Here is a 23,674-nt window from a genome sequence, read left to right as displayed (position 1 = left end):
TGCACCCTGGAGGCGAGGTCCGTGCTGCTGATCGTGATCCCGCTGGCGAGTGGGTAGCCCTGGATGACCGTAGATCAGCGCACGTAGGTGATGAGTTTGGGCTCGGGATCGCTGACGTCAGTGACCCCGAGGAGCGGACATGGCTTCGGGTTGCGCTGATCTGGAGACAGGATGTTTGTCGGGGTTACACGTTCTGGAGCAGTCCGCCATCGACACGGACAACGGATCCGGTGATGTAGCTGGCACGCTCGCTGGCGAGAAATGTGACCGCGTCGGCGAATTCCTCGCGCCGCCCGTAGCGGCCGACCGGAATAGAGCTCTCTGATTCCCTCGCGATGTTCTCCGCAGTGCGGTTCTCCCGTGCGGCCTTTGCCTGGTCCAACTGGGCGATGCGCGCAGTGGCGATGCGCCCCGGAACGACGATGTTGCTGGTGATGCCGTCGCTTGCCACCTCACCGGACAGTGTCTTGGACCAGCCCACCAGACTCGAGCGGAGGGCGTTCGACAACCCGAGGTTGGGGATGGGCGCGATGACGCCGGACGAAGTCGACGTGATGATCCGGCCCCATCCCCGCTCGGTCATGCCCGGGAGCACGCGGTCTGTGATCGCGACGACGGAGAGGATCATCGCCTCGAAGTGCCGACGCCACAGGGTGGCGTCCTGCCCGGACACACGGGTGGGCGGCGGGCCGCCGGTGATGTTGACCAGGATCTCCACCGGGCCGAGCTCGCTCTCGACGGCGGTGACGTTCTCATCGATGACCGACAGGTTCGCCAAGTCCCAGACCAGGCTCATGTTATCGCCGGTCATGGACGCCTCGACCTCCGTGAGCGCGTCCTTGTCGATGTCGGCCAGCGCCACACGCGCGCCTTCCCGGCTTAGCGAGGCGGCAATGGCCGAACCGAGTCCGCCGCCGGCTCCGAGTACGAGGGCGACTCTTCCATTGATTGCGAGATCCATGACATGTCCTTGCGGTTTCGGGTGACGGCGGCCCGGAAAGTCGTGGCACGCCGTTGATGGAGGGACATTGGTGGGAGGAGTGGCAGTGGCCCGGTCAGCCGCCTACCACGGCCTGAGCGCTGACCTCGAACAGGACACCGGGTCGGAGACCGGCGGTGATGGTCGTCCGGGCCGGGCCGGGCTCGCTGAAGTACTCGCGGTAGATCGCGTTCATCGCGTCGAAGTCGTCCCCGTCAGCGAGGAACACATTCACGGTGATCACGTCTGCCTCGCTGCAGCCGGCTGAACGCAGCGCGGTCATGAGGTTCTCGAATGCCCGGCGCACCTGAGGTTCCAGACCACCCGGTGCGAGGGATCTGTCGGCGAGGTAGCCGCACTGCCCGGCGATTGCCACGATGTTGCCGATGCGTACGGCGGCGGAGTAAGGGCCTCCCGCGGGAGGAAGGTCGACGTCTGTGAACGCCTGACGGGACACGGTGTCGGGGCCTCTCTGTGGCTGGTGGTCATGTCCAACTGACTTCGGGAGCTTGTGGGGTCGGTTCAACCGGAGCCTCCCGTAGGAGGTCCTGAGCCCCGTCAGAAGAACGTGAGGACGCCGTCGACGACGTTGAAGTCGTCGTCGATGATCGGGATGAAGGGGAGCTTGTCGAAGGCCGTGCACGGGTGGGACATGTCGAAAGCGACGATGTCTCCGGGAGCGATCGCGAGCCCGGGGGCAACGCGAACGAAGGCGTGCTGGTCCATCAGCTTGAACGTCTCCGCTTCCCGCAGCCGCTGCCTCGAGCCATCCGCGCGAAACAGCTCGCGTGGCTGTGGCAGCGTCAGGTCATGGGCCGCGTCGCGCTTCCCGATCGACAGGATCGCGAGATCAGGCTCCGGCCGGGACAGCACGGAAGCCCATGCAGTGAGTGCGTTGTGGAGCCGGAGCGGTTCCTGCTCGGCCCGTCGGCCAGCGAGCGGCGAGAGCTTTTCGTACTTGCCGGCGTCGTGGGAGATGTAACAGCCGCTTCGAAGCACTAGGTCCACGTCGTCGCGGACACCGTCCCACGAGCCGAGTCCGGCGACGACACGATCGAAGTACGAGCTTCCGCCTGCCGTCACGATGATGCGGTTGGCGTCGAACAGGTCGCGACGTGCCAGCTCGAGCACGATCGACCGGACGCCAGCGAAGAAGGTGTCGAGTGCATGGAGGTCCTCCGGTGTCATGCCGCCGGTCACGAGGCCCTCGTAGGCCTCGACGCCGACCAGCCGGAGATGCTCGGTCGCGGCGACCGCCGCGGCGACCTCGAGCGCCGAGTCGAGGTCTCGCACGCCACACCTGCCACCAGGCACTCCGACCTCGAGGAGGACGTTGAGGGTGACCCCGTGGCCGGAGTCGGCGATGGTATCGGACATCGCCCGCACCGTGTCCGCATCGTCGACCAGGCAGTAGAAGTCGAACGAGCTGTCGCTGGCGATTTCGGCAGTCACCCAACGCAGCGCGGGAGCATCGACGAGTTCGTTGGCCAGGATGATGCGCTGAACCCCGTAGCGGCGCATCACGGCCACCTGAGTGGGCGTCGCTGCCGTGAACGCCCACGCACCGTGAGACGCCTGAAGGGCGAAGAGCTGGGGTGACATGGTGGTCTTGCCGTGCGGGGCGAGAAGCGCGTTGTTGCGCTCGCAGTACGCCTCCATAGTCGCCAGGTTGGCGTTCATAGCGCGTGCGTGGAGTGTGGTCACCGGCAGGGCGAGGTCTCCGCGGGCCACGTTCCAGTTCTGCTGGTCCACCTCTCCGAGGAGCACACGAGCACCCAGGGGCACGCCCTTGAGTGCGTCGTCGAGGACGGTCTCGCGGAGGTCGTCGGCACATTGCAGGAGTCGGGTCCGGTCGAGCTGCTCGACCGCGTGAGTGCTCATCGTGTAGTGGCCTTTCGCGCCGTCGTGGTCAGCTGACCGATGCCGTCGATCCGGCACTCCACACGGTCTCCGTCGCCGATGACGAGCGCGCCAGGGGTTCCGGTGGAGATGATGTCTCCCGGAAACAGCGGCATCATCTTCGAGTGGAAGCTCACGAGGCTGGCGGGCTTGTGGGTCATGTGGGCGACCGTGTTGGTCCTGAACTCATCGCCGTTCTTGACCGTCGAGATCTCGATGTCGTCCAAGCTTTCGAACTTCTCTATCACCTCATCGAGCGGTACGAGCTCCGGTCCGAAGCAGAAGAACGTCCGGAAGTTCTTCGAGCGGGTGAGATAGCGCGGATTGATCCGCAAGATGTCCTCGGCGGTCTGGTCCAGGATGGTCGTGACCCCCCACACGTAGTCCATCGCCTCGGACTCGCTGACGTTCTCGCAAGTCCTGCCGATGATGAGCCCGATCTCAGCCTCGGACGTGGTGCGCTCACTCTGCGCCGGAATCACGATCGGCTCATCCGGGCCGATGATCGTGTGGTCGCACTTCACGAAGGACGCCGGCTGGTCGGGCGCCGACTCGCTCAGGTCCGCTGCGTGATCGCCGTAGTTCAGACCGATGCCCCAGATCTTCCGGGGGGATCGGTACGGCGCGGTGAACCGCACCTCGTCCACGCGTGTGAAGGCGAGGTCGGGGGCGTTCTTGACACGCTCACGCAGCCGCGCGAGGTGGTCTCCTGCGATCACGTCCATGATGGTCGTGACCGCCAGCTCGGGGTCTATCTCCCGGATTGCTGCGACGCCGCGGTCGCTCACGACAACGGGGATCTCTCCTTCCGCAGCGGTGATGGTCGCCAGGTGCTCGGTCACGAAAGCCCGTCCTTCGGTCGAATGGTGAGGTAGGGGGTGGGGGAGTTGGTTTAACTCGTTCCCGGGGGCACGTTCCCGCGCTGCGTGTGTGAGGAGAGGACAAGCGACATCACGTGGAGGATGTGGTCGGCGTTGTTCCGGGCTGCCCGGTCGGCGTCGCCAGCCAGAACGGCGGATGCCGTCGCGATGTGCTCCGAGGCGCAGGAGATGGAGTCACCGGTCGAGGGAGTGTCGCGTTCTCGGAGTACAGCGGTCAGCACCAGGGCGTTGTCGACCGCGCGCTGGAGGATCTCGTTCCCGCAGAACTCGGCGATGATGTGGTGGAAGACGCGATCCTCGGCGCGGAACTGGGCGGAGTCGCCGGACTCTGCCGCGCGCAGGGATGAGGTGGCGACCTCGTGGAGCCTCTCCCGTTGGGCGCTGGTAGCCCGATGTGCGGTGAACCAGGCTGCCGAGCTCTCCAGCCCCGCCCGGTGCTCGTAGGCGTCGCGAATGGCGCGGACCGAGGCGCTGATGACGCGCAGCCCCTTCGGGGCAGCCTCGACCAGGCCCACGTGCCGCAAGCGGAGAAGCGCCTCGCGCACGGGGGTCTTGCTGACATTCAGCTCGGCCGCGAGCTTGGCCTCGCTCACACGACGCCCAGGTGGGAGTGCCTGACTTACGATGCTGTCGCGGATGGCCTCGAAGACCCGATCTGTCAGATTGTCGACGCGTGCGTCGAGGGGTGCGAGCATACCGTTGCCGGACCCCACCGCGGAGTCTGCGGCGGCTGGGCGATGGTGCAGCTCCACCATGTTCAGCGTGCCCGCAGTGCGTGGCTGATTCGGTTCCATCGTCCCCCTTCCTTGGACAGTGGAATACGGTATATGGTCCTCACCGCGTAAGCAACCGCCCGAGGCGGGACTCCGTAGCGGATGAAGTCCTTGGGATATGTCGTATACCGAGGGAGAGCTGATGAAGCCCGAGTCGCACCCGGCCTTCGAGAGCCTGGATCGACTGGCCACGATCGAGATGCGTCCGCCGACGAGCCCGGCCGGCATCGTGAGCCCGTTCTACACGCTGGCGCGGGGTGAGCGGTCGGAGCCGATCAGCCTTGCGATCGCGCGCTCTCTGCTGCGTCGACAGGGTGAAAAGGCGTTGATCGTCACGGGTCTGGTCGAGGAAGGCCGGTTCCCGCAGGGGGAGGTGGACGGCCCCATCGGCTCTCTGGCACTCGCGCGCACGCTCGCCGGTCTTGGTAGCGAGGTGACCATCGTCATCGACCCAGAGGCCGTCGGCCCGGTGGAGAAGCTGGTCGACGCTGCGGGCCTGGATGGCGTGACCTTGATGGAGTCCCGATTCTCCAGCGCGGCCGAGGCCCGGGAGTTCGCGGCGCAGTTCGGCGTCGTCGCCGCCATCGAGAAGCTGGGGCAGAACTCTGTTGGCGGCCGTCATCTGATCTGGGGCACGCCGGTCACCGCCGGTGATCTGTTTGCCGACGACTACCTTCGCGCCGCCACGGACAACGGTGCTCTGACGCTGGCCGTGGGAGACAACGGCAACGAGATCGGGTTCGGCAACATTGCCGCCGAGTCCGAGGCGCTGACTCCGCGAGGCGTCAGCGTTGAGGGCGGATTCTTCGCGTCCACGACGGTGGATCATCTGCTGCCTGCATCCGTGTCGAATTTGGGCTGCTACGTCATCACCGGTGCGGTGGCCATCCTGGCTCGACGCGCAAACCTGGCAGTCACCGGGGATCTGGTGCGCGAGTGGACCGAGCTGGGGCTGCGCGCAGGTCTACGCAGCGGCGGCGTTGACGATCCCGCGTTCCAAGGCGACGACGGGATCCCACTGCGTTTCGTCGCCGCGCATGCCGAGCTGATCTCCGGAATCGTTCACCAGAGCCTGCTCGGCGACCCCTGGGTGGCAGACCAGTGACGGCCACCCGTAGCGGGCAACCCTCGGTTGCCAGCCTTCGTCATCATCGCCGGGAAGGGGAAGTCATCGATGGAGTTCGTTGATCTGCAGCACGCGGAGCCCATCGAGGCATGGCGTGCCAACCGCGCGAATGCGTGGGCGAGGCCCACGTCCGGGATCTGTCATGGATTCGTGCAGGCCAACCTCGTGATGCTGCCCCAGGATGACGCGTTCGACTTCATGCGGTTCGCCCAGCGGAACCCCAAGCCGTGCCCGATCCTCGAGGTCACCGACGCGGGAGATCCGGAGCCGAAGCTGACCGCCCCTGGTGCTGACCTCCGCACCGACCTGCCCAAATACAGCGTGTACCGGGAAGGGGCGCTGGTGGAGGAGCGCAGTGACGTCGTTGACCTGTGGACCGACGACATGGTCGCGTTCCTGCTTGGCTGCAGCTTCTCCTTCGAGCACTTGCTGCTCGATGCCGGACTCCCGATCCGGCACATCGACCAGGGGATCAACGGCCCGGTTTACCTCAGCAACCGTGAGTGTGTGCCCGCAGGCCAGTTCCGGGGGAAGCTAGTGGTTTCAATGCGTCCCATGCCCCCGGACCGGGTGGCGGAGGCTGTCACCATCACGCATGCGCATCCCGAGGTGCACGGGGGCCCCGTGCACATCGGCTCCCCTGAGAAGTTGGGCATCGACAACGTTGATGAACCTGACTGGGGTGAACGAGTGCGTATGGAGCCGGGCGACGTGCCGGTGTTCTGGGCCTGCGGCGTGACCCCGCAGCAGGCGGCGATCGAGGCGAAGACCGAGCTAATGATCACGCACTCGACGGGTCACATGTTCGTGACCGGAATGCGGATCGACTCCGAGTGAGGCGGGGCCCCGGGGTGGTGCCGTCCACCCGGGCCCCGCCTCATCAGGCGCCGCCCTAGGGCTGCGCCAGTGCGGTGTGGGCCGCAAGGACCAGGGACATCACGTGCAGAACGTGGTCGCCGGCCTCCTTCTGGGCCTCGTCTGCCGCGCCGGCCAGGATGTGCTGGGCGATCGCAATGTGCTCATGGGCGCAGGACACCGAGTCGCCCGTCGAGGGCACGTCGCGTTCTCGTAGCACGGTGGTGAGCGTCAGCGTGTCCTCGACAGCGCGGATCAGCACGTCGTTGTCGGCGGCCGTGGCGATGAGACGGTGAAAGGCTCGGTCCGACGCCCGGAACCCCAGTGCGTTCCCTGCTGTCGCGGCGTCGAGCGAGGTCCGCGCAAGCTTCATCAGTTCCTCGCGCTGCGCGTTGTCGGCCCGGTGCGCGGCGTAGTACGCCGCCGTTCGCTCGATGCCGGCGCGGAACTCGTAGGCGTTGCGGATCGCGTGGACCGAAGGCGTGACCACACGCAGTCCACGCTCGAAAGACTTGACGAGACCGATGTGGCGCAGTCTCAGAAGTCCCTCGCGCACAGGCGTCTTGCTGACGTTGAGCTGGCTCGCGATGCGCTGCTCGCTCACCCTGCTGCCCGGCGGGAGGGTCTGGTCGACGATGGCTTCACGGATGGAGTCGAAGACCAGATCTGTCAGGTTCTCATTCCGGGGCTCGAGGGGGTTCAGGCCGGTCACGACGCGAATCCTAGCCGATCTCATATTCGACGACGGTCATGGGTTTCGCCGAGCAAAACTCGATCACGGCCCCGGAAAGTAAGCCGCGAGCCCTTGACCGCATATGAGATACGGAATACGGTCCTCGCGTAACGCAGTGCCAGTTGTGATCAGAGGCCCCGTCGCATCTCTGTGGCGGCAACCGAAAGATGGAACATGCGTTTCGAACCGATCAGCCCGGATCTGCCCGAGGTCGCCGACGTTCTCGTCATCGGTGCCGGCGCCTCAGGTGCCGTGGTCGTGAGCGAGCTCGCCCGCCGCGGCTTCTCTACCGTCTGTCTCGAGCAAGGTGGTTGGACCCCGCGCAGCGAGTTCCTCGGCGCGAGCGCAGGGTGGGAGCTGGGCTCGCAGCAAACCTGGCACCCCAATCCTAACGTGCGACAGGGTGTGTCCGACTATCCAATCGACGTCTCGCAGTCGGACGTCAATCCGCTGATGTACAGCGGCGTCGGCGGCAGCACGATCCTGTACGGAGCGCACTGGACCCGGGCGACGCCGTCGGACTTCCGGGTCTACACGCTGGACGGGGTCGCTGATGACTGGCCGCTCACCTACGAGGAGCTCGCCCCGTTCTACGAGCGGATCGACGACGTCATGGGGATCTCCGGCCTATCCGACGACCCTGCGTACCCGGATGGTGTCCGGTACCCGTTGCCGCCCCTGCCCCTGGGGAGGGTGGGGATGGTCGCCGCGCGCGGTATGGACAAGCTGGGCTGGCACTGGTGGCCCGCGACCAATGCGATCGCATCCCGGCGGTACCGCGGCCGCGAGTCGTGCGTGCGTCGGGGGACGTGTCAGACGGGTTGTCCCGAGGGGGCCAAGGCGACCACGGACATCACACACTGGCCGGACGCCATAGCGGACGGGGCGCGTCTGGTGACGGGGGCGCGCGTCCGGGAGCTGACGACCGATGCGAACGGGCTGGTGGACTCGGCCATCTACATCGACCGCGACGGACGTGAGCGCCGCCAGCGGGCCCACGTCGTCGTGCTGGCGGCCAACGGCATCGGGACGCCGCGGCTCTTGCAGCTGTCCACCTCGGCGCGTCACCCGAACGGACTGGCGAACTCGTCGGGCCAGGTGGGCAAGCGCCTCATGATCCATCCCTACGCCAGCGTCGATGGTCTTTACGCGGAGCCGCTCGAGGCGTGGCTCGGGCCGGCAGGTCAGACGATCATCTCGATGGAGTTCTACGAGACGGACAAGTCTCGTGGCTTCGTGCGGGGCGGCAAATGGCATGCGATGCCTACCGGGGGGCCCCAGGGGCACCGCTCGGCCTACGCCGGTCGTCCCCCGGCCGACCAGTGGGGCACCAACTTCCACCACAGAATCAGCGAGGTCGGGCGCTCGTTCGAGTGGGGCGTCATCGCGGAGGATCTCCCTGCCGAGAGCAACCAGGTGCTGCTGGCCAACAACCTGACGGACACGGACGGTATCCCGGCCCCCAAGGTGATCTACAAGACCTCGGAGGACACCAGCGCGAAGCTGGCGTTCCATGTCAATCGGATGCGGGAGGCACACCTGGCCTCCGGGGCAATCTCCACCAGCGAGACCTCGCTGATGCGTGACTCCGGATACCACCTGCTCGGTACGGCCAGGATGGGCGATGACCCGGCCAGCAGTGTCGTCGACTCCTACGGCCAGAGCCACGACGTCCCGAACCTCTACATCCTGGACGGCAGCACGTTCGTCACGTCGTTCGGAGTCAATCCCACCAACACGATCATGGCGCTCGCCCTACGGGGAGTGGAGCACATGATCAAGAACAGGGCGCAGCAGAAGGTGGCGACGCACGTATGACCGAGTGGTTCGAGCTCCACGTAGCACGCCCAGAGATTGTTCCCCTCTCAGCCGACCAGGAGAAGCGTCTGCGGGACCTGGTCGACGTGATGATTCCGGCGAACGGCTCGTTCCCCTCGGGCTCGTCGGTCGTGCTCGACGACGAACGACTCGCGCAGGCCCTGGCCTACCGCCCGGATCTCGCCGAGCCGTTGTGCAGAATCCTGGACCGGGTGGACGATGAGCTCCTCGGCTCGAATCCTGAGCAGGCTCTCGCGGACCTTGCGCGGGACTCGGCGCCTGACTTCGACTCCTTCGGCAAGCTCGTCGCTGGCGCGTACCTCATGTCGCCGGTCGTCAAGAAGACGATTGGCTACCCCGGCCAGGAGGCGCAGACTTTGGCCGATGACACCGGGCAGTACCTAGACATGTTGATGCGCGTCGCTGAACGCGGCCCACGGTTCCGGCCCACATCCACGGGCTAGGCAACACGCTGCACTTGTCCGACAGGTCGTTCGAGTGTGTGCACCCATCGCGCCGACGTAGGTGTGCGGCGCGGCTTCCTCGGTCTCGTGGCTCCACGGAGTCTCGACAACATCCCCAAACTGCCGCACTTTTATCCCGAAAGGCACGCTTCATGGGTAAGCACTTGTTCACCACGACTCAGGACACCACGGCTACGCGCTACGGCGGGGTCGGCACTGGCACCATGCTGGGTCGCCGTGGTTTCCTCGGGCTGTCCGCCGCCGCTGCGCTCGGTGCCGGCGGTCTGCTTGCTGGCTGCGGACAGCTCGGGAGCGCCGCAGGGCCGGGCAATGGTTCCAAGAAACTTGGATTCGCGCTCTCCACGTTCACCGTCCCCCGGTACGTCAAGGTCGATCTGCCCAACTTCACCAACGCGGCGAGCGCGCAGGGTTATGAGGTCATCAGCCAGCAGGCCGACAGCAACGTCGACAAGCAGCTCGAGAACGTGACGAACCTGCTCAGCCAGAACATCGCCGCTCTCTGCCTGATGGCCGTGGACGCTGAGGCCGGGGTAGCCCTGGTAAGGAAGGCCAAGGCGGCCAACGTTCCCATCCTCGCGTATAACCAGGCCATCCCGTCCAAGGACCTCGGCGGCTATGTGTCGCGCGACAACGTCCAGGCCGGCCGTGACATGGTCGCGGCGGCGGACAAGTTCCTCGGTGGGCTCAACGGGAACTTCATCATCTGCTCAGGTCAGCCGGGTGACCAGGTCGCCGTCGACATCACCCAGGGCTACATGGAGGCGCTAAAGCCCGCCCTCGACTCGGGCAAGGTCAAAATCGTGAGCCAGAAATTCCACGCCGGTTGGGATCCCGAGTCGGCGCGCAAGCAGGTCGAGGACTCGCTGACGGCCGCGCACAACGACGTGGTTGCGGTGCTGTGCAACAACGACGGCTTGGCCGGCGGTGCCATTCAGTCCCTGCGGGCCCAGGGGTTAGCCACGAAGGCCTTCGTCTCGGGGCTGGACGCCACCAGTGAAGCCTGCCGGGCGATCGTGCTCGGCGAGCAGCAGATGTCGGTGTTCACCCCGTACGACCAGATGGGCCGACGCGCCGCTGAGCTGTCCGTGAAGCTGGCCAAGGGGGAGAACATCGCCGAGGGTAAAACCTACGACCTGGGCGGTGGCCAGGTTCCGTGGTTCCCGATGGACAGTCGAATCATCACGAAGGAAAACGTCGTGGAGCACGTCAAGCAGTATTCGCCGGCCTACGTCGACGCAAAGGTCGCCTTCGGCAACATCCCGGCCTCGCAGCTGCCCCCTGGTGCCGCCGAACTGGTCAAGTAGCTCACTTCAACAGTCAACAGTTGAGGATCTCCATTATGTCTACCTCAGTCGACGAACCCGCGACCGCGGCGGGAGCACCGGTCACGGTGCGCAAGGACCCGCGGAAGTTGCTGACGTACTCGCGCGAGGCCGAGTCCACCACCTGGCGCCTGCTCGCCCTCGTAGCGGTCATCGCGCTGGTCTGGGTGGTGTTCCAGCAGGTCACCGGTGGGGTCTTCGTAACTCCGCGCAACCTCACCAACCTGTCGGTGCAGGTGAGCGTCACGGCGCTCGTAGCCCTCGGTGTGACGTGGCTGCTGGTCGCCCGGCAGATCGACCTCTCGAGCGGGGCGCTGATCGCGCTGATCGCGGTAATGATCGCCCAGTCGGAAGTCATCCACGGCTGGGGGTTCGGGGTCACGGTCGCCGTCGCGATCGGGATCGGCCTTTTCTCCGGACTCGTCAACGGCGTCCTGGTCACCGCGGTCGGTATTCCCGCGTTCATCGCCACGCTGGGTGCCTTCAGCTACCTCCGGGGCGCGGGCTACCTGATCTCCGACGGCAGCACTGTCTCCGGCCTCGGATCGACGATGTTCACTCTCGGCAACGGTGGGCTCAGCCCGTTGCCGAGCGTGATCCTCATCTTCGTCCTGGCGGCAGCCGTGCTGGTATACCGCGGACGTCGCATGATCGCGGACGTGCGCAGAAGCGGATTTCGTGCGTCGCAACTGCTGTCCCTGGTGGCGATCTGCTTGGGCGCCTTCTTGGCACTGTGGGCGTTCGGTCTCTATCAGGGCATCCCCTACCCTGTGCTCCTCGTGCTGGTGGCCGTCGCCGTAGCGTCGTTCGTGGCCAGTCAGACCCGCTTCGGCCGACACATCTACGCCGTTGGCGGCAACCCCGAAGCTGCTCGCCGCACGGGCATCAAGACGAAGCGCATCCTCGTGGTCCTCTTCGTGGTCGCCGGCCTGCTGACGTCGATCGGAGCGCTGATCCAGGCTGCGCGACTGGACGCGGGTCCACCCTCGACGGCCGAGCTCATGGAGATGGCGGCCATCAGCGCCGCGGTGATCGGAGGCACGAGCCTTTTCGGCGGCCGCGGAACCATCGGTGGCACGATGCTCGGCGCCTTCCTCACGGGAAGCATCGCCAACGGACTGAGCCTCGCCGGAGTCAATACGTTCTGGCAGCTCGTGGCGACAGGGTTGTTGCTGGTCGCGGCAGTTGCCACGGACCGTCGCACGCGCAAGGAGGGACTCCTGTGAGCACCAACGTTATCGAGGCCATCAACCTGCAGAAGAAGTACGGCGACGTCACGGCTCTCCGCAACGCAACTTTCCACATCGGTGAACGGGAGATCGTCGGGTTCGCCGGTGACAACGGTGCTGGCAAGTCCACCCTGATGAAGCTCGTCGCCGGGAGTATCGGCCACACCGCTGGTCAGCTGTTGTTCGCCGGCAAGGAGCGACAGGCGACCAGCCCCGAGCAGGCGCGTCGTGACGGGATCGAGATCGTCTACCAGGACCTGGCGCTCTGTGACAACCTGAACGTCTACGAGAACATCTACCTCGGCCGCGAGCTCGTGTCGTCAGTGGGCGGCATCCGTGTACTCAAGCACTCGGCCATGCGCCGGGGAGCGCACGAGTTGCTGGAGAGGCTCGGCATCGAGCTGACCTCCATGCTGGACCCGGTGAGCACGCTTTCGGGCGGCCAGCGTCAGATGGTCGCCATCTGTCGTGCGACAGCGTTCCAACCCAAGCTCATCGTCATGGACGAGCCGACCGCCGCGCTCTCCGTCGGCGCCGGACAGCCGCTGCTGGAGCTGATCAGACGGCTTCCGGGCGAGGGAACGGCAGTGATGCTGGTCAGCCACCGGTTGTCGGACGTGCTGACCACCTGCTCGCGGGTGTACGTAGTGCGCCACGGCGAGGTCACGACCTGTGTGGAGTCGGCGACCACCAGCGAGGCCACGTTGCTGCAGCTCATGGAGGGACACCCGGACCAGGAAGCCGGGCGACCGCAGGGCTCCGGCAAGAGCATCACCGAAAGCGGCCCTGCTCTTCCGGCCAGGTCATGAGCACGGACTGTCGACGACCGGTTGCACGCAGGCGACAACGGCATGAGTGAACAGAACGGGACGACGAGAATGCAGCTCGATAGCAAGGTCGCCGTTGTCACAGGGGCGGCTTCGGGAATCGGTCATGCCGTGGCCGAGCTGTTCCTCGGGGAAGGCGCCCGGGTGGTGCTCGCGGACTCCAATGTTGCGGGCCTCCACGACGCCACCGAACGACTTAGGGGGCTCGGCTGGGAGACGCTCTCCGCGAAGCCCACGAATGTCGCCGACGCGGACGATATGGCGGCCCTCTTCGCCCACGCCACGCAGGAGTTCGGCGGATTGGACGTGATCGTCAACAATGCCGGGGTTCAGCGGTCCGGACCCATCGAGACCTACGACGACGCCATGTGGGACCTGATGATGGGCGTCAATCCGCGGTCGTGTTACCTGGCTGCGAAGCACGGCGTTCCTGCGTTGCGAGCACGGGGCGGGGGCGCGATCGTCAACGTCGCCTCGCTTGCGGCGCTTAATGGTGGCCCCGGCCAGAGCGGCTACGCGGCGTCCAAGGGCGCCATCGTGGCCCTGTCGAGGTCGTTGGCGAACGAGCTGGCACCCGAGAACATCCGGGTCAACGCGCTCTGCCCGGGATGGGTCGACACACCGTTCAACCAACCTGCCATCGACTTCATGGGTGGGGACGAGCGCCTCGCCGAGGTCGTTCGCACAGGCGTGCCTATGCAGCGCATGTCGACGCCCGAGGAGATCGCCAAGTCCGTTCTCTTTCTGGCCTCGGACGCGTCGTCGTACATGACGGGTGAGGCGCTCGTCGTCGCGGGTGGTGCGAGATGAGCGAAGATCTCCTGTCGACCACCGTCGAGACGGCCACCCTGGCAGGTGCTCAACGCGGGATAACGGCAGCTATGGCGCGTGCCCGCGCTTTGGGCATCGCCGTGACCGTGGCGGTGGTCGACCGCGGCGGACACCTTCTGGCCCTGGCACGTGACGAGACTGCGAATTTGGTCAGTCTCGACCTGGCGATCGGAAAGGCCCACACGGCGCTGGTGATGCAGTCGGATACTCGTGGCATCGCCGGCCTTGTCGCACCCGGTCAGGAGCTCTACCACCTCGATCTCGCGCTGAGTGGCCGACCGCTAGTGGCGTTTGCCGGGGGGCTGCCCGTAGGCGCGCCCGCGATCGGAGCCGTCGGGGTATCGGGCGGACGCCCAGAGCAGGACGAAAAGATCGCATCGGCCGCAGTCGCGGCCTGGGTGGCTTGACTCGTCGACCGAGCCGGTCGACATCGACCGTGTCACGTTGAGCGGGGTATCGAGGTTCGCGAAGGTGTTCGCAAAAGCACTTCGCTTGTCGCCGTCAGGCAGGCAGCAATTTCGGCGATTGGCGTCGGCCTAGGGCTTAGGGCTCCGGCCCGTTCGCGAGACATGAGCCGCTCAACTCCCACACCTAAGTCGATCTCGCCTATCTGCATTGGGCCATGAATGGGAGACCCACCACCCGCCCCACCTTTTTGAAGGTGGCCGCAAATGATGCTTGGGAAGCTGCAAGGAAGACGAAATGAACATTGTCGTGTGTGTGAAATACGTGCCGGACGCCGCGGCCGACCAGAAGTTTGAGGACGACAACACCGTAGACCGTATTGGTGTCGACGGGCTGCTGTCGGAGCTCGACGAGTACGCCGTGGAGCAGGCGCTCCAGATCAAGGAGACCGGAGACGACCCTGATAGCACCGTTGTGACGGTGCTATCAATGGGTCCGGAGCAGGCGACCGTCGCGGTGCGCAAAGCGCTGCAGATGGGCGCCGACAAGGGCGTGCACGTCGTGGACGACGCGCTCGCCGGCTCGGACGCGCTGGCGACCTCTCTGGTGCTGGCCGAAGCGATCAAGAAGCTCGGTGCGGGCCCTGGCTGGGACCTGGTTGTCTGTGGGATGGAGTCGACGGACGGCGGCATGGGTGTTATCCCGGCGATGCTGTCGGAGCGGCTCGGTGTGCCGGGTGTGACGCTCGGCTCCGAGATCACAGTGTCGTCGAAGGAGGGCGGCGCGGTCGTGCGGATCCGTCGCAACGGCGACGCCTCGACCGACACCATCGAGGGCACGCTGCCGCTGGTGCTGAGCGTGACCGACCAGTCCTGCGAGGTCCGCTACCCGTCGTTCAAGGGGATCATGGCCGCCAAGAAGAAGCCGGTGGAGACGTGGTCGCTGGGCGACCTGGGGGTCGGCCCAGGCCAGGTCGGTTCAGGCGCTGCGTGGTCGGTGGTGGAGTCGGCCATTCCCCGTCCGGCGCGCACCGCAGGCGAGATCGTGACCGACGGAGACGGCTCTGGCGCGAAGGCGCTGGTCGACTTTCTCGCGTCGAAGAAGTTCATCTGACCCGCGGCTGACAGTGCCGACTGAGAGGTAATCAGACATGCCCGAGGTACTCGTACTCATTGAACGCGTCGAGGTCGATGGTGTGCGGGAGGTGACCAAGCCGTCGCTGGAACTGCTCACCATCGCCCGTCGGCTCGGTGATCCGTCGGCCGTTGTGATCGGCTCTCCTGACGCCGATGTCGCCGGGACGCTGAAAAAGTACGGCGCCGCGAAGATCTACTCGGTGTCCACTGGTGAGGGAGCCGAAGACGCGGGCGTTTCCGGCTACCTGGTGGCTCCCGAAGCAGAGGTGCTCGCCCAGCTAATCGAGAAGACCTCGCCCGCCGCCGTGCTGGTCGTCTCGACCGGGAGGGGCAAAGAGATCGCAGGCAGGCTCGCGGTCAAGACCGAATCCGGCCTGATCACCGACGCCGTGGACGTCACTGCTGCTGACGGGACACCGACCACGAAGCAGTCGGTGTTCGCCGGAAGTTTCGTCGTGCAGGCCAGGGTCACCAAGGGCACGCCGATCATTACCGTGAAGCCGAATTCGGTGACACCGGAGGAGGTCGACGGCGCCGGTTCTGATGTCGCCGAGGAGGCGTTCGCGGTGACGATCTCCGACGCCGCAAAGGGCGCAAAGGTGACCGGGGCGGAGCCGCGCAAGGCGTCGGGGCGTCCGGAACTGACCGAGGCCGCGATCGTGGTCTCCGGTGGTCGTGGCACGGGCGGCGACTTCGAGCCGATCCAGGCGTTCGCGGACTCGCTCGGTGCCGCGGTCGGCGCCTCGCGTGCGGCGGTGGACTCGGGCTGGTACCCGCATTCGTTCCAGGTGGGTCAGACCGGCAAGACGGTCTCGCCGCAGCTGTACGTCGCCAACGGCATCTCTGGGGCGATCCAGCACCGCGCCGGAATGCAGACGTCGAAGACGATCGTCGCGGTGAACACGGACGAGGAGGCGCCGATCTTCGAGCTCGTCGACTTCGGCGTCGTAGGCGACCTGCACACCGTGCTCCCGGCCGCCACAGATGCCATCAACCGAGGACGATGACATGCCGTCACCGCTGCTTCCGAATCCCGGTCGACGGCCAGGCGGTCTGGGCCCAGCGGCGTGACCTCAGCCTCTCGACTATGGCGGTCACCGACGAACTGCTCGCCCGCCACGGCGACCGAGTGACTGTCGTGGTCCACACCGAGCGTTTCGCGGCGACCGACAAGGGAAAACTGGTCAACAACGAGCACACGCTGCACTGCAAGCGCTCGGGTAAGACCGTGCACGTCCCAGCCGAGAAGTCGTTCCTGGCCGCGCTGCGCGACTCCGGCATTTAACATCGAGAGCAACTGTGCCACGGGACTCTGCGGCACGTGTGAGGTCGGTGTGCTCGAAGGCGTTCCCGAGCACACCGACGACATCCTCTCGGGCCCGGCACGACAACGCACCGACGTCATGTAGGTGTGCGTTTCGCGTGCTAGCAACGAGGATTTGGTTCTCGACGTCTAGTCCGGCCTGTCGCGTACGGCTATGCGCATCACGGAAGGCAGCAATAAGTACCGCCGAAGCAGCATTCGCCACGGACCTGGCCCAGCAAACCGCGGCCGACCGCTACGCGCCGATCGACCGTACCCGCATGCGCGCGCTCATCGGATACCCGGAGGGCCGCGCGCTGACCAAGAAGGCCGGCCAGTTGGGCGAGCTCGAGATCCGCTTCATCGCCCACTCCCCGTTCATGACCCACCTATGATCGCGAGGGCCGCACCGACTGTTCCCCTCGCGGCGACGCCCCCGGATTCGTCAAGATACTGGACCCCAACACGTGAGTCTGCGGAAGAGTCATGACGGGTCCGGGAAAGCGCCTTCGAGCCTCAGATCGTGAAGAAACGCCAGCGCCGATTGTCCGATGTGGACGAGTGCATGGCTGCTGGCAGGCCGACGCCCTTCCCCAGGCGGGTGGCACCGGCCGCCCGCTTCCTGGTCAGCTGGCGGCCGGTGCCATTCCAGATTAGATGCGTTTTGGCCCCTGCCAGGGTCCGTTGTTCGTCTCCCAGGCCACGTACAGATGGCCGTCCTTGCCCATCGCCATCGCGGTGAGTTGTTTCTCGTTTTGCCAAGCCAGTCCTATGCCGGATCCGGGTTCAAAAAGGGCGCCTCCCAAAGCTACTGGCCCCTGCCAGGGATCGTCGCCGACTTGCCATGCGTAATACATTTTCCCGTCGTTCCCGATAGCCACGGCTGTGAGCTGCTGGGGGCTCTGATTTTCCGCAGCGACTCCCGCGTTTGTGGGAAACTGTTTCTCGTGTCCGAAGGCTACGACTGGTTTCTGCCAGGTCTTGTTATCGGTTTCCCATGTGTAGTACATGCGCCCGTCTTGTCCTACCGCGAGGGCCGTCAATTTTTTGTCGTTCCGTTCTTTAACCGCTACGCCTGACCCCACGGCCAGGGTGTTGTTATCTCCGAACGCATATGGCCCGTCCCAGGACGAGGACCCTTTGGCGGGTTCCAATGCGAACCACATGCGTCCGTCTTCTCCTACGGCCAGAGCTGTCGCCTGGTTTGTCCAGCTCTGCCTGGCGATTCCGACTGGCGAACCTTCGCTGAAGACTGCGTCACCAAAGGGGACCGGGCCTTGCCAGCCGTCCTCGGTCTCCCAGGCCACACACATGCGTTTGTCATGGCCGATGGCCACTGCCGCCACTTGCCCGTCGCGCAGTTTGCCGAGGGCGACCGGTGCCCCATTAGGTGGCAGCACACCTGCGGTACCTTGTGGATCAGGCCCATGCCACGTACCGTTCTTTTCCACCCAGGCTACGTAAAGCTGACCGTTCTTGCCTCCAGCTGCGGCCGTAAGTTGATCGTCATTCTGTCTATCCATTGCTATGTCGGGAGGGGCGGAGAATACAGGATCTCCGAAGGGGTAATCCGGCTGCCAGTTGCCGTCGTCGACCTCCCAGGTCACATGGATGCGTTTGTCATCTTCGATAATAACTGCCGTGAGCTGATTGGGATCCTGTTTGGCCAATGCTACGCCGGGCTTACGTGTCATGACAATCCTCCCCTAACATTAGGAGTCGTTAACCGTGCAAGGATGCCGACGCCGGGTGCAAGTGCCCGGCTATCGTGTCGACCCGCTAAATGATTCACCAATCAAGGAACTACCGCTCCTGGGTCGGCTCTTGAATACGTGCACACCCCTCAGATCCGGTTGTCTGCTTTCGTGTTCGTGGTCGGATGACGCGCGAGGTAATGGATGGTTTAGGTTTTTCCGCGTTGTTTGGGGCGCCCCCAATCATGGGTTGGAGATCCCTATCGTACCGGTCGTCCCCTTTCTTCCCGCTGCGTGGCAACGGCGGCTCCATTGCTCTTGCGGCAGGCGGAAAATCCTATAACCCCTAAGGGTTAGACCCCGCGCTTCCGGGTACAAACCGACGGTCTCATGGACTGGCAGGCTCTCGTATTCGCCGACCATCTCATAGACCCTCCTTAACGAGCAACCTGGCGGGCTACGTCTCTCTATGCTCGGATGACTCAGGCGATAGGTAAATAGATCTAGTGGTTTAGAAGGTGTTCAGCGAGCAGCATTAGCCAACATCCACCCGCCGGTCGGTCCTCCCCGCTCCAGCACATCTCGTCGGTCTGGTGCACCGCGACTTCGCGGGCCAGCTCGGCCGTCGGATCAGTCATTCAGATCAACGCCGCTCGGTGAGGCGGTCGAGTGGGCTTCGCCGGTCAGCGCCTAGCTCATGGCGACCGCTGGGTTGGCGCGTTCTCGGTTCCGACGAGGATCTGGCCTGCTTGAGTTCAGATGACGCTGACTTCCCAAGCTCCGACCCGATGCTGCCGAACAAAAGTGGGCGCCCACTCGTACGGTAGGGGCATCGCCGACGTCACGCCAGCTCGACCCCGCAGAACGACGCCGCGGAGACGGCCACCTTCATGAGCGTCTTCGGCGACCGCGCGCGGGAGATCCCGTTGATTTCACAGAAGAACGTCGTCGGCCACGTGCTGGGCGCCTCGAACCTGCTGGAGGTCCCGGCCCGGTCGGGGTGATCGAACAGGGCCTGCTGCCACCGGCGGCCGGGACCACGGCCGAGACCCTGGGGTTGCCGGTGAAACTGGTACCGGACCGCCCACTCGCCTACCGGCCACGGTACGTACTCAAGACCAGCAGCGGTTTCGGTGGCCTGCACAGGGCGTGCGTGTTGAAGGTGCCGGCATGAGGGCCCCGGCCGAGGAGTTCGACGTCGTCGCCTCCACCAGGCTGCTGCCCGCTGAACCACAGTGGACCAAGGTGCCCGCGTGGTTGTGTTGGCGGATGGCTTGTCACTGCAGAGCGGCGGTGAACTGGGATGAGAGCCCGATCCAGTCGAGGCTCGTTTTGGTTTTGGGTGTGGGGAACACAGGTGTCATATTGTCCACATTGGACAATTTCTCCCGGGCGTACCGCCCCGGCCGTCGAGGTGGACGTCGTTCCACGGCTACCCCGCCCAGTACTGGGTACACCTGTGCACCACAAACCCATCGAATCGACCTTCGCTACCGTGCGGCACCGCAGCAAGGTCACCAAAGGGCCAGGCTCCCGCGCGGCCGGACTTGTTATGGCATTTAAAACTCATCGAGTCAGCCCAGACCCGCTGGCGCGCGGTCAACGCAGCCCAACTCGTCGCACTCGTCCGCGCGGATGCTCGCAATCACGCAACTGGCAAGCTCCTGAGTAGATATGCCTTATCGCGTTTTCGGGGCTCGCTTTGCGACCGCGAAGTAGGCAGTCCACGAGGCGAGTATCGACATGATTCCCGCCGGTATCGCAATGATCCAGATGGAGATCTTTGGTTCGCTCTCCATCAGTGGTGGAGCAATCAAACTTGCAATCATGCCAATGAGGCCAATGGTCGACAGTGTCACGGCTACTGTGCGCGCTCTGACCGCAGCCTTTCGGGCTCCGATCGCATCAATGTGATTATTTATGATCGTCTTGCGCGCCGACAGAACCACAGACGAAGAGAAACCAAGTCCGAGGCCGAAAACTACCCCGAGTCCGGCCAGTATGATTCCGGAACTGTCCTCGTTGGCTGCCAACAACATGCCGATACCCAGGAGTGCGAGTGAGATGAGAGGCGCTAGCAGGACATAGCCTATACCCGTTATCGCGTACAGGTTTCTCACCGCATCGCCCTGTTGATGCGGAAGTGGGTAGTAATTCGGTGCGTTTCTCACGGTTCTCCCGGTTTCGTCACTGGACTTGCCAGTCGGTGTCATCGCCGTCTGTCACGCTGGCGTCAGAAATATCGGTTGTCGAGCGCGGCCACTTTCCACCTGGGAAAGCGTCATTGTTGGCAAGCTGCTGGCGCATGCTCGCTTGCTGTGTCTTGATCGTGTTCAGGTAAGTGGCCAGGGCAGTGGCGAACGCGGCTACGGCGGCGATGACAACACCGGTTGCCGTCACAGCGGCTGCCACGCCCGGCAGAGCACCGACGGCGGTTGCGCACGCCAGGGCTGCTGCGATCATGGCTGAGACATAAGTTGCGAGTGCCGCTCCGAGTGCTACCCAGAACGCGATGATCGCTCCCGCTAACTCATTCAGCGAGGAGTCCAAGGCATCGGTTGCGGACTTGATCGCCTTGAGGGAATCCTGCTGGCTCGCGATGCTGTCTTTGTAGGCGGTGGCGGCGGTCCCGTCCCATTCATTGTCGGTTCGCAGTTGGTCGATCTTCAAGGAGGCAGATAGCTCACTCGTCTTCGCTCCGACCTGCTCGGTCCACGCCTTCGCGGCGTCCCACAACGCCCCGGGTGATCCCGGTTGGGTGAAGAAATCGGTGAGCTCCTTGAACAGTCGATCGATCAGCCGTGAAACTTCCTGGATGCCATCCTTGACTTTGCGCCAGACGAAGTCCGGCAGCCAGTCGGCGATGCTGTTGACATTGCTGACCATCTTCTCGAACTCGTCCTGAACGCGGTTCAGTAGTTCGTTTGACTTCCCGAATGCTGACTCGAACTGGGCCGCAGGTGCCGTCAAAGTCCCCCTCCTCAGTAAACGTTGTTCAACGCGTGTACGCCCGCCTCGTCCTCGCGCTGATAGGTGTCAGCGCACGCCCTGAGTGCGTCCGCAATGCTTGTGAAATTTTGCTCGGCTTCCGCCAGTAGTCCAGCGATCTTCTCCTGGATTTCGCGGTAGCCATCGGTGACTCCGATTTTGTCCGCGATGTAGGAGAATTGAGCGGAGTCGAGTTTCAGGTTCTCTGCGGCGCTTTTAGGATCTGAAACTGTCCCCGCGGCGTTGGCCCACACAGTCGCGTCAGAGCGAAGGGCTTCGAGCGCTACCTTGATTTCCGATTGAGACGGCGGTGAACTCATGTTCCAGCCTTCCGGTTCGATCCAGCATTCATGGAACCCGTCATTCTCGGATTAGCCCGAGCCTTCGCATGAGAAGGTTCGGATTGCTCGTGAGCTGGTGGAGGCGTCCGATGGAACGACCAAACGTCTCGGGGGACACCTGTGCGTCGCGAGACGCCGTCTGGGCTGCCTCGAGCGCGCTTAGCACCTCCGTGTTGATCTCAGCTGGCCGTGCTCCCGCGACCCAGTTGGCGTTGACCTCAACACCGGTTGGCTGGGCGTTTGCCATGCTCACGGTTACATTTCCCCCTGCGCTGTGCCCGGACACCGGCCGAGCAGCCGCTTTGCGCAACTGTTGCTCGTAGTCCGCCAGGTCGCGGTTGAAGTCCTCCAACAGCCCCAGGATCTCGGCAATCGTGTCTGCGGCGGCTTGGTGGGAAGAGGGCTCGGAAACTTCGGTGCCTGCTCCCTCCGTCGCTGACGGGTGCTGCTTGTGCGCGCTACTCGGCCCGCCGACCTGGGCACAGCTGGTCGCGCGTTGAACCAGTGCAGCGTTCCATGCCTGCAGCACCGCGTCATCGAAACTTCGAGGATCGATCGCACGACGCCACGAGCTGTCAACGTCGACCGCACGAACCAGCCCAGAGCCGTCCACGGTAATCCCGATCAAGCCCGTTTCATCGTGGCCCGTGTAGCAGGCATCGGAGTCGGCTTGCTGCCACTGCTGGCTAAGCTCGGCTACCGACGTCTGAAGGCCCGCGAACCCCGCCAGTTCGTGCGTGGCTTCGCCTTGTTCTTGGTAATCCGTCATTGGGTGTGTCCTCCCCAACGCCACTGCGGGCTAGTGCTCGTCTTGCTGCGGGGAGTTGGATCCGTCAATCACTCGCGGTGCGATGACCTGGCCGGTGTCAGGATCGACCTCGGGGTCGAACTCGAAGTGTTCGTCAGTGTCCTTGATGTACTTGCGCTCGTGTTCTTCGTCCTCGGCGTTTTGCCGGCGTTGCCGTTCCCCGGCAATGCCGCCGCCTGCGGCGCCACCACGCGTATTAGCAGAACCAGACACTCCTGCTCCGCCAGAGCCGCCAACGCCCGATGAACCCCCCGGCCCGAGAACTCCGCGACCGCCGGCGCCGGGACCGCGGCGACCGACCAAACTGCTGCCACCGCGGTTGTCGGCGCCAAAGCCCCCGACACCACGTCCCGTTCCAGTACCAGGTGATCCGCTTACCCCAGGGACGATTCCGATGCCGACACCAGGGCCACTCCCCACCGGCCCACCGCTAACGCCGCTACCTGCTGGAGGGGCGATGGGGGCCGGGTTGTTCGGGCTCACCCAGGCCGATCCTGATTCGGCAGGCGTACTGGTCTCATCCGACCGCGACCAACCGCCTTGGCTGCCTGGCGTGGTACCGCCGCTCCCGTCGTAGACGGGTGTCCGGGCGGAGTTTGACGCTGTGGAGCCGACACTCGAGTAGCCAGTGCTCGGGGCGACCGATTTCGGACGCCGCGTGTCGGCAACACCAACATCAGCCACGGACGCAGGCACGGGCGGATACGGCTGCAGGGACTGCACTGTGCTGTTGGACGAGGTCCGATATTCCGCGTAGTCCTCGCGCGCCTTCTGTTCGGCCTCGTTGTGCTTGTTCTCGTGGATTTGCTGGCCCGCGAGTTTCGCCCCGAGGTTGGTTGGTGCGAGGTCACTGAAGCCGAGATCAAGTGGCGGCACGTTGTGCGGTGCAGGCATTGAGTTCTTGGTGCGGCTGAAGTGCTCTCCCTGGCGCTCCACATCCTTGGCCAACGCCGCCGACAGCTCTTCCGACTGCTGCACCACATGCCGAAACGGCGAAGACTCCTGCGTCATCGCCTCGGACGCGCTTCCGCTCCACGACTGGTGACAGCGGCTGATTGCCCCTTGAACAAGCTCATCAACACGACGCAGTCGAGCGGTGAACGGACCAGCGAGGTTGCCCGCGGCGATCGACAACGACGACACTCCCATGCCGCCATTGAGCTCCCGGTGGATCTTCGGGTGATCGAACGCGGCCTGCGCTTGGCCTTCGATCTTCGTTGGTTGGCTGAACGGCCACACAG

General features: G+C 64.7%; 25 protein-coding genes and 2 pseudogenes. 14 read left to right on the top strand and 13 right to left on the bottom strand.

What is annotated here, in order from left to right:
- Nucleotides 1–184 precede the first annotated feature (184 nt).
- The 5 genes from SSPN_RS0115765 to SSPN_RS0115745 all read right to left on the bottom strand — a co-directional run bounded on the left by SSPN_RS0115765 (nt 185) and on the right by SSPN_RS0115745 (nt 4,553).
- Nucleotides 185–961 (bottom strand): SDR family oxidoreductase, encoded by a 777-nt coding sequence (locus SSPN_RS0115765; protein ID WP_010696113.1) that lies wholly within the window; start codon nt 959–961, stop codon nt 185–187.
- A 94-nt stretch (nt 962–1,055) separates the two neighbouring features.
- On the bottom strand, nt 1,056–1,436 hold the full coding sequence (locus tag SSPN_RS0115760; protein WP_010696112.1) for a RidA family protein: 381 nt from the start codon (nt 1,434–1,436) through the stop codon (nt 1,056–1,058).
- Between the two features lie 101 nt (nt 1,437–1,537).
- Complete coding sequence (locus SSPN_RS0115755; protein ID WP_010696111.1) at nt 1,538–2,860, bottom strand: type III PLP-dependent enzyme domain-containing protein; 1,323 nt, start codon at nt 2,858–2,860, stop codon at nt 1,538–1,540.
- Entirely contained in the window at nt 2,857–3,720 is an 864-nt protein-coding gene (locus SSPN_RS0115750) for a fumarylacetoacetate hydrolase family protein (protein WP_010696110.1), read from the bottom strand. The genes SSPN_RS0115755 and SSPN_RS0115750 overlap by 4 nt, the downstream gene beginning before the upstream one ends.
- Before the next feature lie 50 nt (nt 3,721–3,770).
- On the bottom strand, nt 3,771–4,553 hold the full coding sequence (locus SSPN_RS0115745) for a GntR family transcriptional regulator (protein ID WP_010696109.1): 783 nt from the start codon (nt 4,551–4,553) through the stop codon (nt 3,771–3,773).
- Nucleotides 4,554–4,731: 178 nt separating this feature from the next.
- Between SSPN_RS0115745 and SSPN_RS0115740 the strand changes: the two genes are divergently transcribed.
- A complete protein-coding gene (locus tag SSPN_RS0115740; RefSeq protein ID WP_237710557.1) occupies nt 4,732–5,637 on the top strand; it encodes a glutamate cyclase domain-containing protein in 906 nt (301 codons plus the stop codon).
- A gap of 69 nt (nt 5,638–5,706) precedes the next feature.
- Nucleotides 5,707–6,495 (top strand): putative hydro-lyase, encoded by a 789-nt coding sequence (locus SSPN_RS0115735; protein WP_010696107.1) that lies wholly within the window; start codon nt 5,707–5,709, stop codon nt 6,493–6,495.
- 55 nt (nt 6,496–6,550) lie between these two features.
- Here SSPN_RS0115735 and SSPN_RS48905 read toward each other — a convergent pair whose 3' ends face one another.
- A complete protein-coding gene (locus SSPN_RS48905) occupies nt 6,551–7,225 on the bottom strand; it encodes a GntR family transcriptional regulator (RefSeq protein ID WP_010696106.1) in 675 nt (224 codons plus the stop codon).
- A 195-nt stretch (nt 7,226–7,420) separates the two neighbouring features.
- Here SSPN_RS48905 and SSPN_RS0115725 point away from each other — a divergent pair, with 195 nt between their 5' ends.
- The 10 genes from SSPN_RS0115725 to SSPN_RS0115680 all read left to right on the top strand — a co-directional run bounded on the left by SSPN_RS0115725 (nt 7,421) and on the right by SSPN_RS0115680 (nt 16,584).
- Nucleotides 7,421–9,064, top strand: a complete 1,644-nt coding sequence (locus tag SSPN_RS0115725) for a GMC family oxidoreductase (protein ID WP_010696105.1) — start codon at nt 7,421–7,423, stop codon at nt 9,062–9,064.
- On the top strand, nt 9,061–9,528 hold the full coding sequence (locus SSPN_RS0115720; RefSeq protein WP_010696104.1) for a hypothetical protein: 468 nt from the start codon (nt 9,061–9,063) through the stop codon (nt 9,526–9,528). The genes SSPN_RS0115725 and SSPN_RS0115720 overlap by 4 nt, the downstream gene beginning before the upstream one ends.
- 152 nt (nt 9,529–9,680) lie before the next feature.
- A complete protein-coding gene (locus SSPN_RS0115715; protein ID WP_010696103.1) occupies nt 9,681–10,853 on the top strand; it encodes a sugar ABC transporter substrate-binding protein in 1,173 nt (390 codons plus the stop codon).
- 35 nt (nt 10,854–10,888) lie between these two features.
- Nucleotides 10,889–12,097 (top strand): sugar ABC transporter permease, encoded by a 1,209-nt coding sequence (locus SSPN_RS0115710; protein ID WP_010696102.1) that lies wholly within the window; start codon nt 10,889–10,891, stop codon nt 12,095–12,097.
- Nucleotides 12,094–12,909, top strand: coding sequence for an ATP-binding cassette domain-containing protein (locus SSPN_RS56745; RefSeq protein WP_010696101.1), 816 nt, complete (start codon nt 12,094–12,096; stop codon nt 12,907–12,909). The genes SSPN_RS0115710 and SSPN_RS56745 overlap by 4 nt, the downstream gene beginning before the upstream one ends.
- 21 nt (nt 12,910–12,930) lie before the next feature.
- Nucleotides 12,931–13,737, top strand: coding sequence for an SDR family NAD(P)-dependent oxidoreductase (locus SSPN_RS0115700; protein ID WP_143539691.1), 807 nt, complete (start codon nt 12,931–12,933; stop codon nt 13,735–13,737).
- The gene (locus tag SSPN_RS0115695; protein WP_010696099.1) at nt 13,734–14,165 is read left to right on the top strand and encodes a GlcG/HbpS family heme-binding protein; all 432 of its coding nucleotides are present in this window, start codon (nt 13,734–13,736) and stop codon (nt 14,163–14,165) included. The genes SSPN_RS0115700 and SSPN_RS0115695 overlap by 4 nt, the downstream gene beginning before the upstream one ends.
- A 295-nt stretch (nt 14,166–14,460) precedes the next feature.
- Nucleotides 14,461–15,276: an electron transfer flavoprotein subunit beta/FixA family protein gene (locus SSPN_RS0115690; protein ID WP_010696098.1), complete on the top strand. Its 816-nt coding sequence runs from the start codon at nt 14,461–14,463 to the stop codon at nt 15,274–15,276.
- 37 nt (nt 15,277–15,313) lie between these two features.
- On the top strand, nt 15,314–16,306 hold the full coding sequence (locus tag SSPN_RS0115685) for an electron transfer flavoprotein subunit alpha/FixB family protein (RefSeq protein ID WP_010696097.1): 993 nt from the start codon (nt 15,314–15,316) through the stop codon (nt 16,304–16,306).
- Nucleotides 16,303–16,584: a hypothetical protein gene (locus SSPN_RS0115680; protein ID WP_010696096.1), complete on the top strand. Its 282-nt coding sequence runs from the start codon at nt 16,303–16,305 to the stop codon at nt 16,582–16,584. The genes SSPN_RS0115685 and SSPN_RS0115680 overlap by 4 nt, the downstream gene beginning before the upstream one ends.
- 671 nt (nt 16,585–17,255) lie before the next feature.
- Here SSPN_RS0115680 and SSPN_RS54760 read toward each other — a convergent pair.
- Both SSPN_RS54760 and SSPN_RS61600 read right to left on the bottom strand, forming a co-directional pair.
- Nucleotides 17,256–18,296 carry a BP39L family lectin gene (locus tag SSPN_RS54760; protein ID WP_143539690.1) on the bottom strand — a complete coding sequence of 347 codons (1,041 nt, stop codon included), beginning with the start codon at nt 18,294–18,296 and terminating at the stop codon, nt 17,256–17,258.
- 503 nt (nt 18,297–18,799) lie between these two features.
- Complete coding sequence (locus SSPN_RS61600) at nt 18,800–18,934, bottom strand: hypothetical protein (protein WP_272941739.1); 135 nt, start codon at nt 18,932–18,934, stop codon at nt 18,800–18,802.
- Between the two features lie 213 nt (nt 18,935–19,147).
- On the opposite strand from SSPN_RS61600, the pseudogene SSPN_RS51085 reads away from it, so the two are divergent.
- Nucleotides 19,148–19,300: pseudogene (locus tag SSPN_RS51085) on the top strand (beta-ACP synthase); the annotation flags it as partial.
- 420 nt (nt 19,301–19,720) lie between these two features.
- Nucleotides 19,721–19,969, top strand: a pseudogene (locus tag SSPN_RS51080) (IS256 family transposase); the annotation flags it as partial.
- Nucleotides 19,970–19,975: 6 nt separating this feature from the next.
- Here SSPN_RS51080 and SSPN_RS54755 read toward each other — a convergent pair.
- Genes SSPN_RS54755 through SSPN_RS51075 form a run of 5 tightly spaced genes read right to left on the bottom strand, consistent with a single transcriptional unit; the run spans nt 19,976 to nt 23,672 of the window.
- Complete coding sequence (locus SSPN_RS54755) at nt 19,976–20,467, bottom strand: hypothetical protein (RefSeq protein ID WP_143539689.1); 492 nt, start codon at nt 20,465–20,467, stop codon at nt 19,976–19,978.
- Between the two features lie 16 nt (nt 20,468–20,483).
- On the bottom strand, nt 20,484–21,266 hold the full coding sequence (locus tag SSPN_RS0115655) for a BAR domain-containing protein (protein ID WP_010696091.1): 783 nt from the start codon (nt 21,264–21,266) through the stop codon (nt 20,484–20,486).
- Between the two features lie 11 nt (nt 21,267–21,277).
- The gene (locus SSPN_RS0115650) at nt 21,278–21,604 is read right to left on the bottom strand and encodes a type VII secretion target (protein ID WP_029535374.1); all 327 of its coding nucleotides are present in this window, start codon (nt 21,602–21,604) and stop codon (nt 21,278–21,280) included.
- Nucleotides 21,605–21,644: 40 nt separating this feature from the next.
- Nucleotides 21,645–22,394 (bottom strand): hypothetical protein, encoded by a 750-nt coding sequence (locus SSPN_RS0115645; protein ID WP_010696089.1) that lies wholly within the window; start codon nt 22,392–22,394, stop codon nt 21,645–21,647.
- 30 nt (nt 22,395–22,424) lie between these two features.
- A complete protein-coding gene (locus SSPN_RS51075; protein ID WP_083821731.1) occupies nt 22,425–23,672 on the bottom strand; it encodes a PPE domain-containing protein in 1,248 nt (415 codons plus the stop codon).
- Between the last annotated feature and the right edge of the window lie 2 nt (nt 23,673–23,674).

The organism is Saccharopolyspora spinosa NRRL 18395 (assembly GCF_000194155.1).
In the GTDB taxonomy this organism is placed as follows: Bacteria; Actinomycetota; Actinomycetes; order Mycobacteriales; family Pseudonocardiaceae; genus Saccharopolyspora; species Saccharopolyspora spinosa.
The sequence above is the reverse complement of the archived record's forward strand: the minus strand, read 5'-3'. Positions and strand labels throughout refer to the sequence as shown.

Excerpts from the sequence above, each read along its gene's own strand:
- SSPN_RS0115765 (WP_010696113.1), bottom strand. The coding sequence starts at position 961 with ATGGATCTCGCAATCAATGGAAGAGTCGCCCTCGTACTCGGAGCCGGC.
- SSPN_RS0115755 (WP_010696111.1), bottom strand. The coding sequence starts at position 2,860 with ATGAGCACTCACGCGGTCGAGCAGCTCGACCGGACCCGACTCCTGCAA.
- SSPN_RS0115745 (WP_010696109.1), bottom strand. The coding sequence starts at position 4,553 with ATGGAACCGAATCAGCCACGCACTGCGGGCACGCTGAACATGGTGGAG.
- SSPN_RS0115740 (WP_237710557.1), top strand. The coding sequence starts at position 4,732 with ATGCGTCCGCCGACGAGCCCGGCCGGCATCGTGAGCCCGTTCTACACG.
- SSPN_RS0115735 (WP_010696107.1), top strand. The coding sequence starts at position 5,707 with ATGGAGTTCGTTGATCTGCAGCACGCGGAGCCCATCGAGGCATGGCGT.
- SSPN_RS0115725 (WP_010696105.1), top strand. The coding sequence starts at position 7,421 with ATGCGTTTCGAACCGATCAGCCCGGATCTGCCCGAGGTCGCCGACGTT.
- SSPN_RS0115720 (WP_010696104.1), top strand. The coding sequence starts at position 9,061 with ATGACCGAGTGGTTCGAGCTCCACGTAGCACGCCCAGAGATTGTTCCC.
- SSPN_RS0115715 (WP_010696103.1), top strand. The coding sequence starts at position 9,681 with ATGGGTAAGCACTTGTTCACCACGACTCAGGACACCACGGCTACGCGC.
- SSPN_RS0115710 (WP_010696102.1), top strand. The coding sequence starts at position 10,889 with ATGTCTACCTCAGTCGACGAACCCGCGACCGCGGCGGGAGCACCGGTC.
- SSPN_RS0115695 (WP_010696099.1), top strand. The coding sequence starts at position 13,734 with ATGAGCGAAGATCTCCTGTCGACCACCGTCGAGACGGCCACCCTGGCA.
- SSPN_RS0115690 (WP_010696098.1), top strand. The coding sequence starts at position 14,461 with ATGAACATTGTCGTGTGTGTGAAATACGTGCCGGACGCCGCGGCCGAC.
- SSPN_RS0115685 (WP_010696097.1), top strand. The coding sequence starts at position 15,314 with ATGCCCGAGGTACTCGTACTCATTGAACGCGTCGAGGTCGATGGTGTG.
- SSPN_RS0115680 (WP_010696096.1), top strand. The coding sequence starts at position 16,303 with ATGACATGCCGTCACCGCTGCTTCCGAATCCCGGTCGACGGCCAGGCG.
- SSPN_RS54760 (WP_143539690.1), bottom strand. The coding sequence starts at position 18,296 with ATGACACGTAAGCCCGGCGTAGCATTGGCCAAACAGGATCCCAATCAG.
- SSPN_RS61600 (WP_272941739.1), bottom strand. The coding sequence starts at position 18,934 with ATGACTGATCCGACGGCCGAGCTGGCCCGCGAAGTCGCGGTGCACCAG.
- SSPN_RS0115650 (WP_029535374.1), bottom strand. The coding sequence starts at position 21,604 with ATGAGTTCACCGCCGTCTCAATCGGAAATCAAGGTAGCGCTCGAAGCC.
- SSPN_RS0115645 (WP_010696089.1), bottom strand. The coding sequence starts at position 22,394 with ATGACGGATTACCAAGAACAAGGCGAAGCCACGCACGAACTGGCGGGG.